Origin of the sequence: Nocardioides oleivorans (genome assembly GCF_004137255.1) — a bacterium.
In the GTDB taxonomy this organism is placed as follows: domain Bacteria; phylum Actinomycetota; class Actinomycetes; order Propionibacteriales; family Nocardioidaceae; genus Nocardioides; species Nocardioides oleivorans.
Map to the genome: position 1 here is coordinate 27,566 of NZ_SDWT01000001.1, position 17,050 is coordinate 44,615.

Sequence of the window (17,050 nt, forward strand, 5' to 3'; positions counted from 1 at the left end):
GGTGGGCGTCGGTCATGCTCGGCGTCGACGCATCACGAGGACGGCGCCGCTGGCCAGGCACCCGGCGGCGAGGACACCGACGGCGCCGTAGGCCATCAGGCGCCCGTCGCCGGGTCCGGCGGCGGCGGTCGGGGCGGACCCGTCGGAACCCTCGGACCCGTCGGCACCCGTCACCACGATCACCGGTGCCGGCATGTCGAGCTGCTCGCGGCTGGCGGCGTCCTCGGCGACCTCGGTCCAGGCGGACTCGCCCTCCTCGCACCGCTGGACGATCGGGAAGACCAGCTCGGCGCCCGGCTCGTCGGGCAGCCGCACCGAGAAGGCCACCTCGTCGCGCAGGGCGTCGGGCAGCGGGTCGTCGGTGCGGAAGGTGATCGACTCCCCCGCGGCCTCGGCGACCCAGCGGTCGGTGCTCGACGCGGTCAGCTCGCTGACCCCGGCCGGCATCCGCACGGCGAGCTCCGTCGTCGCCGACCCCGCGCAGCCGTGCGGGACCTCGAGGCGCACCAGCGCGGTCGCTCCGGCGGCGGTGGTGGACGCGGAGATCGTGACGTGCGCGGCCGCTGGCCCACCTGCCAGCAGGAGGATCGCGCTCACCAGGGCACCCGACACGGCCGCACGCAGCGTCGCGCGGGTGCGGTTCATGGAGTTCTCCTGGAGGGCTGGGGTGACCGTGCTCACACAACCAGCCCGTAGAACTGTTGTCAAGGATGTGAACTGCCACTACCGTGATTCACGTCACTGAAGTGAAGTCCCACGTGTGAACGAGCACGTCGAATCCCCGAAGGGAACACCCATGCCCAACATCACCGTCGAGCTGCTCAAGGGGCGCTCGGTCGACCAGCGCCGCGAGTTCGCCAAGGCCGTCGCGGACAGCGCCGTGGAGATCCTCGGCGCCCGCCGCCAGGACGTCCGCATGGTGTTCAGCGAGATCACCCCGGACATCGTGGCCAACGGTGGCGTCCTGGCCAGCGAGGACGACAGCCGCGCCGGCGTCGTCGCTGCCCTCGCCGACGACTGAGTCCGACCGCACCACCGCGCCCACGCACGACCCGGGCGCCGCAGCACCGCAACGGGACGGGCCCCGGAGGATCTCTCCTCCGGGGCCCGTCCCGTTCTCGTTGCCTAGCGCTTGCGGACCTTGATCCTCAGCTGCTCGCTGGTGGACTCCGCGGCCGCGCTGCCCGCGTAGGTCACGGTCAGCCTGATCCGCTTGCCCTTCGCCTTCGGCAGCTGGATGAAGACGCGACCGTCCTTCAGCGTCCCGGAGAGCGTCTTGCCCCCCGCGATCGTGAAGTCCACGTCACCGGTGACCGCCACGCCGTCAGGTGCCTCGAGGGAGACCCTGATCGTGGCGCGGTTGCCCTTCTTCACCTTCGACGGCGCCTTGACCGTCATCTCGGGCACGACCTTCGCGACCACGACCGACACCGTCGAGGACGACGGCTTGTGGCCGGCGTCGCCGAGGTAGCGCAGCGTGAGGGCGTAGGTCCCGGGCAGCAGGCCCTTGGCCGCGAGCTCGAGCCTGGCCTGGCCCGAGGCGAGCGTGCCGGTGCCCACCACGTCGGTGCCGCTGACCAGCTCGACCTTGCCCGTGGCCGTCGCCGGGGCGACGCTGACCACGAGGTTGCCGGCCTGGCCGTAGGTGTACGACGCCGAGGCGCCTGCCACCGCGGAGTTGACCGGACCGGTCTCGCCACCGTTGCCGCCACCGTTGCCGCCGCCGTTGCCCGTGGGCTTGACGGTGATCGTGACCGTCGCCGGTGTCGAGGCGACCTTGCCGTCGTTGGCGACGTAGGTGAACGTGTCCTTGCCCACGAAGCCCGCGTCGGGGGTGTAGGTGAAGGAGCCGTTCGCCCGCACCTCGACCGTGCCGTTGATCGGCTGGGTCGCACCACCGGCGGTGAGCACGTCACCGTCGGCGTCGGTGTCGTTGCCGAGGACGCCTGGCGCCGCCAGGGTCAGCGGCTCACCGGAGATGGTGCTGAACGCGTCGTCCACCGCCACCGGGGCCCGGTTGGGCGTCTGGGGCTGGCCCGTCACCGTGATGGTCACCGTCGTGGCCGCCGACTTCGACGTCCCGTCGTTGGCCCGGTAGGTGAAGGTGTCCGTCCCCGTGAAGCCCGCGTCGGGCTTGTAGGTGAACGAGCCGTTGGCGGACATCACGACCACACCGCTGGCGGGCTGCACCACGTCACCGGCCGTGAGGGTCGCGCCCTCGGCGTCGGTGTCGTTGGCCAGGACGCCGGGCGCGGGAACCGTGAGGGTCTCCCCCGCCGTGGCGGCGTAGGCGTCGGGCGCACCGACCGGCGAGGCGTTCGACGTGGCCGAGAAGATCGCCTGGACCTCCTGCTCGCTCAGCTCGTAGCCGTAGATGCGGAAGTCGTCGACCCGCTCGGTGGGACGCGGGTCGTTCCAGCTGCCGTTGCCGATGAAGTTGGCGGTGGTGCCGCCGTCGGCGATGTCACCGATGGTGACCGGGATGTTGTCCCGGGTGCCGCCGGCCTGCAGGACACCGTTGAAGTAGATCTTCACCGTCGTCCCGGTTCCCGTGGGCGACTTGCCCAGGGTCACCGCGACGTGCGTCCACTGGTTCAGCGGCAGGTCCGTGTTGCCCGTGAGCTGGGTGCGGTACTGCTCGCCGTTGTTCATGCGCAGCGTGGCGGCGAAGCCCCGGGTCCCGTTCTCCGTCCTGGACTGCAGGAGCAGGAACTCCGTCGTGTCCTTGCCGATCTGGACGTGGGTGGTCCAGTTGGGCAGGGCGGTGGGACGGATCCAGGTGGAGATCGTCGCGTCCGTGGCCATGCCGAACGTGACGTCGTTCGGCAGCTGGACGTGACCGCCACCCGGGAGGTTGACGGCGTTGCCGTACTTGCCCTCCGTGCTCCAGGCGGCGTTGCCCGTGAGCGTGGCGTTGCCGATGGCCGGGTCGGATCCCGAGTTGGCCGCCGTGGTGCCGGTTCCCTCGTCGAACTTGTAGTGGACGGGGATGCCCTCACCCACCGGCGGACGGGCCACCGTGTGCTGGACCGTGCCGGTCGAGTCGCGCCAACCGGCGGCCGCGGTGAAGCGGACCTCGATGGTGTGGGCACGGGGGGTCAGCGTGACGGCCGGGAAGGAGACCTGGCCGTTGGTGACCGTGGCCTGGCTGCCGACGCTCTCGCCGTCGACCCACAGGTCGGCGACACCGGTCGGGTTCGCGTTGGCCGAGTCCTTGACCGTCGCCGACACCGTGATGGGGGTGTTGAACGGCGACGGGGAGGCCGGCGTGACGCTGACCGTCGTGGTGGTGTTGAGCGCCGTGCCGTCGGCGTACATCCCGGCGACGTCGGCGTCGGACAGGGCCGAGGTGTAGAGGCGCACGTCGTCCATCAGGCCGTTGTAGGCCGGGTCCGGATAGCCGTTGCGGCCGAGCCAGTTGTTCGTCGTGGGACCGATGTCGGTCATGGTGAGCGTCAGGTTGTTGTTCGTGGCGACCTTCGCGCCGTTGAGGTAGAGCGATCCGACGGCACCCTGGCGCGTGAACACGACGTGGTTCCACTGACCGGCCACGACGTCCTTGGTCGGGGTCGCGTAGACGCGCTCCTGGACGTTGCTGCCCTTCTTCTTGAACGTCGCAGCCAGGCCGGTGTTGCCGCTCGCCTGGGTCTGCATCTGGATCTGGAAGAAGCTGCCGGCGTCGCCGAGCCCGTCGCCGATGTGGAACATGCCGATCCAGTTGCCCTTCTCGTCCGGGCGCGCCCAGAACGAGGTGGTGAAGTTCGCCTCGTTCTGCAGCAGGTTGTCCGGAAGGTCCACGGCGTTGGCGTTGGTGCCGCCCAGCAGGTCGACCGACTTGCCGGTGACGCCGCTCGTGCTCCAGGTGGTGCTGCCCGTCAGCACGGCGTCACCGACGGTGGTGTCGGAGCCCGTGTTGGCGGCGGTGGTGCCGGTGCCCTCGTCGAACTGGTACGACACCTGGGCGTCGGCGACCCCGAGGCCCGTGCCCACGACGACGAGGTCGTCGAGGACGAGGCCGGCGGCACCGCTGCCGGTGATCGTCAGGTCCTGCTGCCGCCTGGTGGCGACGAAGGTCCCGGCGAAGGTCTCGAACGCGGCGGTGGAGGCCGTCGTGCTCGTCAGGGCCTGCGAGAGGTTGGCGACAGCCAGGGTCGCCGTGCCCGGCGCAGTGCCGGCCGTGCGGCTGTCACGGGCGTAGCGCACCGACACGCGGTACTCCTTGCCCACGTCCAGTCCCTTGATGGTGCGGGTCAGCTTGCCGGCCGTGCCCACCGCGAGGTGGTAGCCGGTGCCACCGAGGCCGCCCATGCTGCCGCCGCTGGCGCGCGTGAGCCGGACCTCGTTGTCGACCTTCCAGGGCGACATCCGGCCGTTGCCGGGAGCCACCACGACGTCGTCGGTCGAGTAGCCACCCGACAGGTACGACGCCGGGATCCGCGGGTACTCGAACTGGTCGACCACCGTGGGGGCCGGCTTGTTCATCTTCACCGTCGGGTCGATCTGGACGATGTTGGCGACCGACGGCGTGCCGTTGCTCCACACGAAGACCATGTAGGCGCCGGGAGGCGCGAAGTTGGCGTTCGTCGGGGAGGTGATGTTGACGGTGTTGCCGCTGGTCGTGAAGGCCAGGTCCTGGAAGTTCTGGTCGTTGTTGAAGCCGTGGGTGACCGAACCGTTGCGGACCAGGGTGACCCGGTCGACCGTCTTGTCGGACGTCAGCGAGAACGAGCCGTTGTATGCGATCCGCTTCGGGGCGTTGGTGACCACCGGACGCACGGCCGGGGTGTTGCCGTCGAAGAGGTAGGCCGGGGAGTAGTACTCGACGTCGGTGTAGTTGTGCGGGCCGGGAGCACCGCCACCACCGATCATGATCCGGCCGTCGGGCAGGAGCAGCGCGGTCGAGTGGTAGAGCCGGGCGTGCTCGTAGGGGATCTTGACCTCGGTCCACTGCGAGCCGCTGGGAGCGTCCGGGTTCCAGATCTCGGCGTTGGTGACGTAGCCGGACTGGCCGTTGTTGTCGCGCGAGCCACCGGTGACGATGACCTTGCCGTCGGGCATGACCGTCGAGGACGCCCAGTGGCGGGCGTACTTCATCGGGTCGGTCGCGGCGACCACCGGGCTGGCGGTGCCACCCGAGATGTCGACGGTGAAGCCGGCGCGGGCGCCGGCGGGGCCGCCGCCGTTGGCCCACCAGCCGCCACCGACCTGCAGGATCTTGCCCGGGCGGTACATCGTCGCGGTCGACGTGGCGCCGACCGGGTTGCCCAGGGTGCCCTGGTTGCCGCTGCCGTTGCCCAGGGTGCCGCGCATGGTGACCGCACCGTTGCCGGACGGGTCGAGCTCGAACATCTGGGTGCCGGTGATGGTGAAGACGTTGCCGTTGGTGGGGGCGACGAAGGCGCGCGGGTACCACCAGCGGTTCTCGTCCTGCGGCGCGTTGGCGCCGTCACCGTAGGCCTGGGCGCTGGTGGCGCCGGTGAGCAGCTTCCACGAGTTGCCCTGCGAGGGGTCGTAGATCTCGGGCGTCTGGACACCGGGGCCGCCGGGGCCGCCGCGCAGCGAGCCGCCCTGGACCACGATGGAACCGCTGGGCAGCGTCGTACCGGTGGGGTACCAGCGCGGGTAGTTCATCGGCGCCTCGTTCTTGAGGCCCGCACCCGAGGAGTAGCTGGTGACACCGATGGCGGCGTCGTTCGGGGCGTTGCCGCCGAGGCTGTCGTCACCACCGACGGTGAAGGTCGAGCGGCGGTGCGGCATCTGCACCTGCATCGAGCAGAAGAGGTCGGTGTAGGTCGCGTTGGGCACCACGCCGGAGACGAGGTTGGCCAGCGTCCGCGGGATCTTCGGGTCCCACACGTCGATCTGGGTCTGGCCACCCTGGCTCACGCAGTCGTTGCCGCTGTAGTCGTAGGGGTTGGCGTCGGTGCAGCCCGTGCTGACGGAGCCGAAGGACTGGACCTTGCCGTCGGAGGTGAGGGCGGCGTTGATCGGCATGACGGGCCACGGGGTGACCGCGCTCATCTCGCCCTGCTGGTCCTTCTGCGGCGGCGAGCAGTCGGCCGCGAGCAGGCCGGCCGAGTAGGCCATGCCGTAGCGCAGCTGGCTGCGCACGAAGTCGTCGGCGCGGTTGTCGTCGGCGTTGCCGTCGTCACCGGAGGTCCACGTCGTCGCGTGGTGCCCGAGCGAGGAGTACCACGACCGGCCGGAGTCGATCTTCTGGCACCACGTGACGGGGTGCGAGGTGCCCTCCTCGCCGATGCGCCCGCCGCTGTACGTCGACTCGTCGACGGTGACCAGCGTCTTGACGTTCTGGGTCGGGTTGACGTCCCACTCGTACCACTCGTCGGTGTAGGACAGCGGTGACTCGAGGCCCTGCGTGAGCGGGCTGGCCGCGTCGGAGACCGAGATGGTGCCCCGGTAGCCGCCCGCCGGCTCGGGGTGGCCGGTGGCGGCCGCGCCGACGAGGCGGCGGTAGAAGGGGTTCACGTCGTGCTCGGTCTGGTCGGGCGACCACGCGGTGTAGTGGATGCCGACGAAGCCGCCGCCGCCGCGGATGTAGGACTCGAGCGCGGTGCGCTGGTCGGTGTTGAACAGCACGCCGGCGGTGTGGGCGAAGACCAGGAGGTCCTTGCTCGCCAGGTTCTCGGGCGTGAAGGCGGAGGCGCTGGTCGTCTCCTGGATGTCGGCGACGGCAGCGCTCTGGCCGTTGTTGTCGAGGCCGTACTGCGAGGCCAGCGCGTTGGCCATCTCGCGCACGGCGGCGCGCGTGTTGGCCACGGAGCCGTGCACGCCGTCACCGCTGCTGAACAGCAGGACGCGCAGCACGTCGTCGTCGCCGGGAGCGGCTGCGGCGACGGGCGCGGCGGTGACCGCGGACAGCGGCAGGGCCACCGCGGTGGCGGCCGCGATGGCCACGAGGTGCTTCAGCGCGCGACCGGATCCTCTGGTCTGGCGTCCTGACGGGCGCCGGCTGGCTGATCTGGAGAACAGGTTCATCAACGATTCCCTAGGGCTCGGCGGGGCGGAGCTCGATGGGCGGCGGGTGCGGGCAGCGCTCACGGAGTCACGAGGGTGGAGACAGGCTGAACGTATGACGGCCGTCACACAGAGTCAAGAACTCTGTCCAGAATTGTGAACTCTTTGCTAATTGCGTTCAGATACATGAAAACAGGCCTGGGCGGCCGATCCCCCGCACGGGGTCGACCACCCAGACCTGGTCCGGGGGGTGTGCTGCTCGGGGCAGCGTCAGGGTGTGCTCACCGGCGTACGCGCGCGCTGCCGCCGCCGGCGAGCGCACGGACCTCCGCCGCCGTCGCCATGGACGTGTCGCCGGGCGTGGTCATCGCCAGCGCGCCGTGGGCGGCGCCGAGCTCGAGGCACTGCTGGAGGGGCTCGCCCTCGAGCAGGCCGTAGACGAGGCCGGAGGCGAAGCCGTCGCCGCCGCCGACCCGGTCGAAGATGCCCAGGTGGTCACGCGGGGTGGAGGCGAGCACGCCCGTCTCCGGGGACCACGCGATGGCCTGCCAGTCGTTGTCGCTGGCCGAGTGGACCGTGCGCAGCGTCGTGGCGATCACCTTGAACCACGGCATCTTCTCCGCGACCGTGCCGACCATCGCCTCGAAGCTGTCCATCGGCAGCGAGCTCAGGTTCTCGTCGACGTGGGCGACCTCGAAGCCGAGAGCGGCGGTGAAGTCCTCCTCGTTGCCGATCATCACGTCGACGTGCCCGGCGAGCCGGGTGTTGACGTCACGGGCGAACTCCTGGCCACCGATCCCGGCCCACAGGCTGGGGCGGTAGTTGAGGTCGAAGGAGACGATCGTGCCGTGCTTCTGCGCAGCCGCCATCGCCTCCTCGGCGACCGCCGCGGCGTTCTCCGACAGCGCGGCGTAGATGCCGCCGGTGTGGAGCCAGCGCACCCCGCGACGACCGAAGAGGTCGTCCCAGTCGACGGTGCCGGGTCGCATGTGGGCGATGGCGGTGTTGGCCCGGTCGGACACGCCGACCGCACCGCGGACGCCGTACCCCCGCTCGGTGAAGTTCAGGCCGTTGCGCACGGTGCGCCCGATGCCGTCGTAGTCCTCCCAGCGGATCAGCGAGGTGTCGACGCCGCCCTGCATGATCAGGTTCTCGACCAGGTGGCCGATCTCGTTGTCGGCCAGTGCGGTGACGACGCCCGCGCGCTTGCCGAAGACCTTGCGCATGCCTCGCGCGACGTTGTACTCGCCGCCGCCCTCCCACGCCTCGAACCGGCGGGCGGTGCGGATGCGCCCCTCCCCCGGGTCCAGGCGCAGCATCACCTCGCCGAGCGCGACGATGTCGAGCTCGCACTCCTCGGCGGGTCGGGTCTCGATGGTCATGCGGTCACTCCTTGGACGATCGGGTGCAGATCAGGTGCGTAGAGGGCGGTCGAGGCGGCGCACTTGGCGGCCACGTCGTCCCAGCGACCGGCCTTGAGCAGGTCGCCGGCCACCATCCAGCTGCCGCCGACTGCGGCGACGGACGGGTGGGCGAGGTAGTCCGGGGCGGTGTCGACGGTGATCCCGCCGGTGGGCATGAAGCGCACCTGCGGGAACGCGGCGGCGAGCGCCTTGATCGTGGCCAGCCCCCCGTTGGCCTCGGCCGGGAAGAACTTCACGGTGTCGAGGCCCAGGTCGAGGGCGAGCATGATCTCGCTCGGGGTCGCCACGCCCGGGATCACCGGCACGCCGGCGTCCTGGCAGCGTCGTACGACGGACGCACTGAGGCCCGGGGACACGACGAACTTCGCCCCCGCCTCGATCGCCTGGTCGACCTGGCGGTCGGTGAGGACGGTGCCGGCGCCGACGACGAGGTCGTCGTTGGCGGCGAGGCGGCGCAGGACCGCGGCCGCCTCCGGCGTGCGGAACGTCGCCTCGGCGACCGGCAGCCCGCCCTGCACGAGGGCCGCGCCGAGGGCGTCGGCCTTGGCTGGGTCGTCCAGGACGACCACCGGCACGATGCGGTGGCCGCCCAGGACGTCAGTGGCGTTCACGGTAGGAGTCGACCCCTCGATCAACGGAGCTCGGCGATGACGGTCTTGAGCTCGGTGTAGTCGTCGAGGCCGAAGGAGCCGAGCTCGCGACCCCAGCCGGACTGCTTGAAGCCGCCGCGGGGCAGCGTCACGTCGTCGGCGTGCCACGTGTTCAGCCACACCGTGCCGGCGCGGAGCTTGCTGCCGACCCGGTGCGCGGTGCCGAGGTCCTTCGACCAGACACCGGCGGCGAGGCCGTAGACGGTGTTGTTGGCGGCCGCGACGACCTCGTCCTCGGTGTCGAACGGGATGGCGGTGATGACGGGGCCGAAGATCTCGTCGGTCTGGACGGCCATGTCCTCGGTGACCCCGGTGATGAGGGTCGGCGAGAAGAAGTAGCCGGTCTCGGCGGCCCGGTCCGGGCTGCCGGCGACGATGTTGGCGCCGTCCTTGACCGCGCCCGCGACGTAGCCCATGACCTTCTCGTGCTGCTCCTGCGAGACCAGCGGTCCCATCGTGGTGCTCGGGTCGAAGCCGTCGCCCACCTTGATCGCCTTGGCCGCGGCCGCGACGCCCTCGATGACCTGGTCGAACACGTCGCGCTGGACGTAGAGGCGCGAGCCGTTGACGCAGCACTGGCCCTCGTTGAAGTAGCCGGCGAGCGCGGCGCCCGCGATGGCCGCCTCGAGGTCGGCGTCGTTGAAGATGATGTTGGGGGCCTTGCCACCGAGCTCGAGGGAGACCTTCTTGAGGTTCTTCGAGGCGCCGGCCGCGATCTTCTTGCCGACCTCGGTCGAGCCGGTGAAGGCGACCTTGTCGACGTCGAAGTGGTCGACGAGCGCGGCACCGGCGTCGCCGAAGCCGGGCAGCACGTTGACGACGCCGGCGGGGACGCCGGCCTCGAGGAGCAGCTGGCCGAGGTAGAGCGCGGTGAGCGGGGTCTGCTCGGCCGGCTTGAGGACAACCGTGTTGCCGGCGGTGATCGACGGGATCACCTTGAAGGCAGCCATCGTGAGCGGGAAGTTCCACGGCACGATGCCGGCCACGACGCCGAGGGCCTCGCGGCGGGTGTAGGCGTGGAACTCACGACCCGGCACCGACATCGGGATGGTGGTGCCCTCCATCTTGGTGGCCCAGCCGGCGAAGTAGCGGAAGAGCTCGGCGGCCACGCCGGCGTCGCCGCGGGCGGAGGCGAGGCTCTTGCCGTTGTCGAGCGACTCGAGCTGGGCGAACTCCTCGATCCGGTCGTCGATCATGTCGCCGATGCGCCACAGCAGGTGCGAGCGGTCGCGGGGAGTCATCTTCGACCACGACGAGCCGGACTCGAAGGCGTTGCGGGCAGCCACCACGGCGCGGTCGGCGTCGACCGCGGACGCCTGGGCGACCGTCGCGAGGACCTGCTCGGTCGCGGGGTTGATGGTGTCGAAGGTCTTGCCGTCCTTCGCGTCGACCCACTCGCCGTCGATGAGGAGCTGGCGCGGCGAGGAGAGGAACGAGGAGACGGCGGGCAGGAGCTGGGAGTTCAGCTGGGAGTTCTCGGACATGAGAAGCCTTCCGGGTGCGGGATCAACGTGCGGGGGTGCTGGATGGGGCGGTCTGGAGGAGCGGGTGCTCGGGCGGGTGCTGCGACTACTTGATGATCGCCACCTTCGAACGGTCGAGGGTCAGCGCGACGGCGGCGACGATGATCGCGCCGTAGAGGATCTGCTCCCAGGCCGACGGCACGCCGACGATGGGCAGGCCGACCCGCAGGAGGGTCACCACGAGCGCTCCCGCGAGGCTGCGCCAGAGCGAGCCGTGGCCGCCCGTGATCGCCGTACCACCGACGACGATGGCCGCGACGGCGGGCAGGAGCAGGTTGTCGGCCATGGTCGGGCTGCCGCTGAAGTTGCGGGAGGCGAGCATGACGGCGGCGAGACCGGCGCAGGCGCCGGAGATCGTGAACGCCGCGACCTTGACGATGTCGACGGGCGTCCCGGCCAGGCGGGCGGCGGACTCGGAGTAGCCGATGGCCTTGACGAAGCTCTCGAGCGGGGTGAGCTTGAGGACGAGCGAGACGACCGCGACGACCAGCACCGCGACGAAGAACGACATCGGGACGTAGCCCGCGACGTAGAGGTTGAGCCACTTCGTCGCGTCGCGGTCGATGACGCGGATCGGGCCGGCGTCGGAGATGACGAGCGCGACGGCGGAGAAGATGCTCATGCCTCCGAGCGTCACCACGAAGGACGGGATCCGGAGCAGCACGTGGGCCAGGCCCTGGATCGCGCCGATCGCACCGGCGGCGGCGATCACGACGAGGATGGTGAGGCCGCCCAGGTCGGGCAGCCACATCGCGAAGAAGACCGTCGAGAGCGAGCAGAGTGCCGCGATCGACAGGTCGATGCCGCCGCACAGCACCACGAGCGTGGCGCCGGCCGCGAGCACCACGAGCGGTGCCGAGGTGCGGACGGCCGCGGTGAGGCTGCGCTGGGTCAGGAAGTCCGGGTCGGCGATCGTCAGTGCCGCGAGCAGCGCGACGAGGGCGATGACCGGCATGAACGACGTGACGCGCTGGGCGAGGGTCGGACCGCCCTTGACGACGGCGGCCTCGGCCGACGGGGTCTGGCCGGACTCGGGAGCCAGGACTGGGGTGGCCATCAGACCATCTCCTTGACGAGGTCGAGCGGGGTCGGCTTGCCACCGGAGGGGCACGCGACCTCCTTGGTCGCCCGGCCGTCGTTCATCACGATGATCCGGTCGGACATGCCGATGGCCTCCTCGAGGCTGTCGGCGAGCAGGACGGTGGCCACGCCGCTGTTGGCGAGCTCGCGCATCAGGCGGTAGACCTCCGAGCGCGCGCCGATGTCGAGCCCCCGCGTCGGGTGGTCGAGCAGCAGCAGCCGGATGTCACCGGCGACGAGCCAGCGGGCCAGGACGACCTTCTGCTGGTTGCCCCCGGAGAGCCGACCGATCTGGGTGCCGCGGTGCGGGGTGCGGATCGAGAGGCGCTCGATCCACTTGTCCACCAGGGTCGCCTGCTTCTGCGGTATGACCATCGGGCCGGCGCAGCGGGACTTCTGCTTGGTGAGGGTCATGTTGTCGGCGACCGACATCGGCCCGACCATGCCCTCGATCTTGCGCTCGGCCGGGACGTACCCGACACCGGACGCGACCGCGGCACGGGTGCCGGACAGGTCGAGCTTCGCGCCGTCGAGGGTGACCTCGCCGGCCAGGGTGGGCTCGGCGCCGAAGAGCGCGCGGCACACGTCCTCGCGACCGGAGCCGTGCACGCCGACGATGCCGACGATCTCGCCGGCCTTCACCTCGAGGTCGACGTCGCGGAAGGTCTTGCCGGACATGCCCTTGACGACCAGCCGGGGCTCGGCCTCCGCGGCGGACCGCTCGGACATGCCCTCGTGGTAGTGGTCGTCGGACCCGGTGGAGCCGATCATCAGGCGGTGCAGGTCGGTCGGCGCGGCGTCAGCGGTGGGCATCTCGCCCACGGACTGACCACCGCGCAGCACGGCGACGCGGTCGCACACGTCGAGGACCTCGTCGAGGCGGTGCGAGACGAAGACGACCGACGCGAACTCGCGGAGCCGGCGCACCTGCGTGAAGAGGGTCTCGATCTCCTTCGACTCCAGCACCGAGGTGGGCTCGTCGAGGATGATCACGGGCGGGTTGGAGGTGCGCTCCTCGATGCGGAGCACCTTGGCGATCTCCACCATCTGGCGCTCGGCGAAGGTGAGGGTGTCGGTGCGCGCAAGGGGGTCGATGTGGGAGCCGATCTTGTCGAGCTGCTCCTGCGCCATCTTGCGCAGCGTGTCCCAGCGGTAGATGCCGCGCCGGACGCCCGCGCCCTCGCTGCCGAGGACGATGTTCTCGGCGGCGGTGAGGTTGGGGACCAGCGACTGCTCCTGGAACACCATGCCGATGCCGTGGTCTGCCGCCTCGACGACGCTGCGCAGCCTCACCTTCTCGCCGCGCACCCAGATCTCGCCGGCGTCGGGCCGGACCAGGCCGACCAGCGCCTTGAGCAGGGTGGACTTGCCGGCTCCGTTCTCGCCGGCGAGGCCGAGCACCTCGTTCTGGCGCACGACCAGGTCGACGCCGTCGAGCGCCTTGACGCCCGGGTAGTGCTTGACCAGGCCGCGCACCTCGAGGGCGTGGACCGGGGCCGGCGCCTCCGTCTCGGGGTGGGCCTGCACGTGGGTGGTCACTTCGTCACCTGGTTCCTACGACGCTGGGGGATGACCGCGGCCGAGACGGCCGCGACGACGATGAGTCCCTGGACACCGCCCTGCCAGTAGGGGCTGACGCCGATCTGGACGAGGCCGTTGGTGAGGACGATGACGAGCAGCACGCCCACGGCGGAGTGGAGCACTCCCCCGCGCCCGCCGGTGAGCAGGGTGCCGCCGACGACGGCCGCGGTGATCGCCGCGAAGTCGTAGCCCTTGCCGGCCTGGACGAGGCCGGCGCTGAGCTGGCTGGTCACCATCACGCCCGCCAGCCCGTAGAACGAGCCGGCGAGGGTGAAGACGGCGACCTTGAACGGGGCGACCCGCACGCCCGAGAGCGCGAGCACCTCCTCGGCGCCGCCGATGGCGTACGCGTAGCGGCCCAAGCGCGAGTAGCGCTGGATCAGCCAGCCGACGAGCACGCAGCCCATCGCGATCCAGGTCAGGTAGGCCAGGCCCAGGAAGCGGTTGACGGCCCAGCCGTGCAGCATCTCGTCGGAGATGTTGGGCTGCACGCCCGAGAACATCAGCGTCGCGATGCCGAGCCCGACGGCGGAGACGCCGAGCGTGGTCATGAACGACGGCACCTTCAGGCCGACCAGCGCGACCCCGCTCAGGCAGCCGAGGGCCGCACCGAGGCCGATCGCGACCAGGACCCCGAGGAGTCCCAGGTCGTTGCCGTTGCGGTTGTTGGCGACCAGGAGGGCCACCGCGATCGCGGAGGCCCCCATGACGCCCGGGGCGGAGAGGTCGATCGACCCCATCATCAGCACGAAGGTGATGCCGCAGGTCACGACGGCGAGGACCGCCGCCGCGTCCATGATGTTCTGCACGTTGCCGACCGTGCGGAAGTCAGGGCTCAGCACCGCGAAGATGCCGAAGATGACCACCAGTGCGATCGGGGGACCTGCGTCCCGGAGCGACACCCCCCGCCGAGGCTGGGGGCGCGGCCCGACTGCGACCTCGTCGTCAGCCTTGGCGGGGGATGTCATGGTCACGAAATCGCGCCCTGCGAGCGGCTGAAGACGTTGTCGCAGGCGAAGTCGGCCTCGTCCACGGCGGGCGCGGAGAAGTCGGCGACGTTGTCGGCGGTGATGAGGAACTGCTCGGCGAACCAGGCGCGGTCCTCGGCGGCGATGTCGTCGACCGAGAGCTCACCGGTGGCCACGCAGTAGCCGATCGCCAGGCCGATGCCACCCTGCCACGGGCCGTCGGAGGAGACGGTCGCGGTCATGGTGCCGTCCTCGATGGCGGTCAGCGCGTCCGGGACGGCGTCGATGCCGACCACGGCCACGTCCGTGCGACCGGCCTGCTCGAGCGCGGCGAGCGCACCGAGGGCCATGTCGTCGTTGGCGGCCCAGATGCCCTTGACCTTGTCACCGTGCTTGGTGAGCAGGGTCTTGGTGACGGCCAGCGCCTCGTCGCGCGAGAAGTTGGCGGTCTGCTGGTCGAGGAGCTCGACCTCGGGGTTGGCCTCAAGCGACGCCTCGAGACCGGCGAAGCGGTCCTTGGCGGCACCGGTGTCGAGGATGCCCTGGAGGGCGATGATGCCGCCCGAGCCGCCGATGGCCTCGGCGAGCGCGTCGCCGATCTGCTGGCCGGAGTCGACACCGTCGTAGGTGATGTGGCTCAGCCACTGCGAGTAGTCCTCGACGTTGACGTCGGAGGGCTTGTTCCACTGGGTCACGAGGAAGGCGCCGGCCTCCTGCGCACCCTCGACGATCGGAAGGGTGTCCGAGTCGCCGTTGGGCAGGATGTTCATGACGAGGCAGTCGGTGTTGCCGGCGAGGAGCTGGGTGATCTGCTCCTGCTGCTTGGTCGAGTCGCCGTCGTAGGTCAGGCGCTGCTGCTCGAGGCCCATCTGCTCGGCGAACGCGTCGCCGCCGTCGAGCCACGAGGCCTCGTAGGGGTTGGACTCGTTGCGCACCTGACCCACCAGGGTGACGTCCTCGGGCGCGCAGGCGGAGGCCTCGGAGCCGCCGTCGGTGCCGCCGCCGCCGCTGGCCTCTTCACTGCAGCCGGCGAGGGCGGCAGCAGCCAGGGTCAGGCCGAGCACGACTGCGGTCGGTCGAGAGGTGAACTTCATGGTCGATCCTCATTCTCTTTCGGTGCCGGTTGCCCCGGCGGTGGGACTGACTGGGTCAGGTACTGCCCCGAGGTGGTGGATTCCTTGCTGGGTGGTGCCGGGTGGTGCTGGGTGGTGCCGGATGAAGCAGGTCGTGCAGGTCTAGCGGGCCATCCAGCCGCCGTCGACGACCAGCACGTGGCCGTTGACGTAGTCGGCGGCGGAGGAGCTGAGGAACACCGCGGCGCCCGCGATGTCGTCGGCGGAGCCCCAGCGTCCGGCCGGGATCCGCTCGAGGATGGAGCGGGAGCGGTCCGGGTCCTCGCGCAGGGCGGTGGTGTTGTCGGTGGAGATGTAGCCGGGCGCGATGGCGTTGACCTGCACGCCGTGCGGGCCCCACTCGTTGGCCAGTGCCTTGGTCACGCCCGCGACGGCGTGCTTGCTGGCGGCGTACGACGCCACGCGGATGCCGCCCTGGAAGGTCAGCAGGCTCGCGATGCTCACGATCTTGCCGTGGCCACGCTCGACCATCGGGCGGCCGAGCGCCTGCGCGAGCAGGAACACGCCGTTGAGGTTGATGTCGAGCACGCGCTCCCAGTCCTCGCGGGAGACGTCGACGGTGTCCTGGCGGTCGATGATGCCGGCATTGTTGACCACGATGTCGACCTGCCGCGACGCGGCGAGCTCGGCACCGGTGCGCTCGACGGCGTCGAGGTCACCCATGTCGAGGTCGACCACGTCGACCTTGCCACCGAGCTCGACCACGGCCTCGCGGGTCGCGTCGTTGCTGCCCGGACGACCGACGAGCACGACCTCGGCGCCCGCGCGGGTCATCCCGAGCGCGATCGCCCGGCCGATGCCCCGGCTCGCGCCGGTGACGACGGCGCAGCGGCCGGTCAGGTCGAAGGGGGAGACCGCCTGGGACGGGTGGGTCACAGGTCCTCCACGGCCACGGGGGCGAGGTCGGTGTAGCAGTTGTTCTCGCCGGCCATCGCCCAGATGAAGGCGTACGAGCCGGTGCCGGCGCCCGCGTGGATCGACCACGGCGGCGCGATGACGGCCTCACGGTTCTTCATGACGATGTGGCGGGTGGCGCCGGGCTGGCCCATGAAGTGGAAGACGCGGTCCTCCTCGGCCAGGTCGACGTAGCAGTAGACCTCGGTGCGACGCGCGTGCAGGTGCGGCGGGAAGGTGTTCCACACCGAGCCGTTGGAGATGACGGTGACGCCGAACTGGAGGACGGACGTCGCGACGTCCTGGCCCCAGACGTAGCGGAACAGGCTGCGCTCGTTGGCCGAGTCGGACGACCCGAGCGCGACGGGCTCGACCTCGGAGTGGCTCAGGTGGGAGGCGGGGTACGTCGCGTGGGCGGAGGCGGACACGAAGTAGTAGGCGGCCTCGGCACCGGCGAAGGTGACCTCGCTCCCCCGGCCGACGTAGAGGCCGTCGAGGTGCTCGAGCTCGAACTTCTCGCCGTCGACGAGGACGTGGCCCGCGCCGCCGACGTTGATGATGCCGAGCTCGCGACCCTCGAGGTGCGTCTCGGTCCCGAGCACCTCGGCGTAGGCCGGGAGCTCGAGCTGGCCGGAGCCGGGGACGGCGCCGCCGATCACCATGCGGTCCTCGTGGGTGTAGGTCGCGTTCACCTCGCCATTGACGAACAGGTCCTGGACCAGGAAGTTGTCACGGAGCTCCGCGGTGGTGGACGTCTCCGCACTGGTGGGAGAAGTCGAGTATCGGACCTGGATCACGCGGAAGCTCCTTGGTTTATGAACT

At 70.5% G+C, this 17,050-nt stretch carries 12 protein-coding genes; 1 reads left to right on the forward strand and 11 read right to left on the reverse strand.

From position 1 onward, the window contains the following. Window positions 1–12: 12 nt before the first annotated feature. Window positions 13–645 (reverse strand): DUF1775 domain-containing protein, encoded by a 633-nt coding sequence (locus EUA93_RS00150; protein WP_129397812.1) that lies wholly within the window; start codon window positions 643–645, stop codon window positions 13–15. A gap of 151 nt (window positions 646–796) precedes the next feature. Here EUA93_RS00150 and EUA93_RS00155 point away from each other — a divergent pair, with 151 nt between their 5' ends. Beyond that, complete coding sequence (locus EUA93_RS00155; RefSeq protein WP_129397813.1) at window positions 797–1,021, forward strand: tautomerase family protein; 225 nt, start codon at window positions 797–799, stop codon at window positions 1,019–1,021. Window positions 1,022–1,125: 104 nt separating this feature from the next. On the opposite strand, the gene EUA93_RS00160 is transcribed toward EUA93_RS00155, so the two are convergent. The 10 genes from EUA93_RS00160 to kduI form a co-directional block, all read right to left on the reverse strand. After that, window positions 1,126–6,996, reverse strand: coding sequence for a LamG-like jellyroll fold domain-containing protein (locus tag EUA93_RS00160; protein WP_129397814.1), 5,871 nt, complete (start codon window positions 6,994–6,996; stop codon window positions 1,126–1,128). A gap of 260 nt (window positions 6,997–7,256) precedes the next feature. Continuing rightward, complete coding sequence (locus EUA93_RS00165; RefSeq protein ID WP_129397815.1) at window positions 7,257–8,357, reverse strand: sugar kinase; 1,101 nt, start codon at window positions 8,355–8,357, stop codon at window positions 7,257–7,259. Then, entirely contained in the window at window positions 8,354–9,010 is a 657-nt protein-coding gene (eda, locus tag EUA93_RS00170; RefSeq protein WP_129397816.1) for a bifunctional 4-hydroxy-2-oxoglutarate aldolase/2-dehydro-3-deoxy-phosphogluconate aldolase, read from the reverse strand. Before eda ends, EUA93_RS00165 begins: the two co-directional genes overlap by 4 nt. Before the next feature lie 20 nt (window positions 9,011–9,030). After that, entirely contained in the window at window positions 9,031–10,533 is a 1,503-nt protein-coding gene (locus EUA93_RS00175; protein ID WP_129397817.1) for an aldehyde dehydrogenase family protein, read from the reverse strand. A gap of 85 nt (window positions 10,534–10,618) precedes the next feature. Continuing rightward, window positions 10,619–11,629 (reverse strand): ABC transporter permease, encoded by a 1,011-nt coding sequence (locus EUA93_RS00180; protein WP_129397818.1) that lies wholly within the window; start codon window positions 11,627–11,629, stop codon window positions 10,619–10,621. Next, on the reverse strand, window positions 11,629–13,191 hold the full coding sequence (locus tag EUA93_RS00185) for a sugar ABC transporter ATP-binding protein (protein WP_129397819.1): 1,563 nt from the start codon (window positions 13,189–13,191) through the stop codon (window positions 11,629–11,631). Before EUA93_RS00185 ends, EUA93_RS00180 begins: the two co-directional genes overlap by 1 nt. Next, complete coding sequence (locus tag EUA93_RS00190) at window positions 13,188–14,135, reverse strand: ABC transporter permease (RefSeq protein WP_129397820.1); 948 nt, start codon at window positions 14,133–14,135, stop codon at window positions 13,188–13,190. Before EUA93_RS00190 ends, EUA93_RS00185 begins: the two co-directional genes overlap by 4 nt. A 68-nt stretch (window positions 14,136–14,203) precedes the next feature. Further along, window positions 14,204–15,295, reverse strand: a complete 1,092-nt coding sequence (locus tag EUA93_RS00195; RefSeq protein ID WP_129397821.1) for a substrate-binding domain-containing protein — start codon at window positions 15,293–15,295, stop codon at window positions 14,204–14,206. Window positions 15,296–15,436: 141 nt separating this feature from the next. After that, window positions 15,437–16,210 carry a 2-dehydro-3-deoxy-D-gluconate 5-dehydrogenase KduD gene (gene kduD / locus EUA93_RS00200; RefSeq protein WP_129397822.1) on the reverse strand — a complete coding sequence of 258 codons (774 nt, stop codon included), beginning with the start codon at window positions 16,208–16,210 and terminating at the stop codon, window positions 15,437–15,439. After that, window positions 16,207–17,025, reverse strand: a complete 819-nt coding sequence (gene kduI / locus EUA93_RS00205; RefSeq protein WP_129397823.1) for a 5-dehydro-4-deoxy-D-glucuronate isomerase — start codon at window positions 17,023–17,025, stop codon at window positions 16,207–16,209. The genes kduD and kduI overlap by 4 nt, the downstream gene beginning before the upstream one ends. Window positions 17,026–17,050 lie beyond the last annotated feature (25 nt).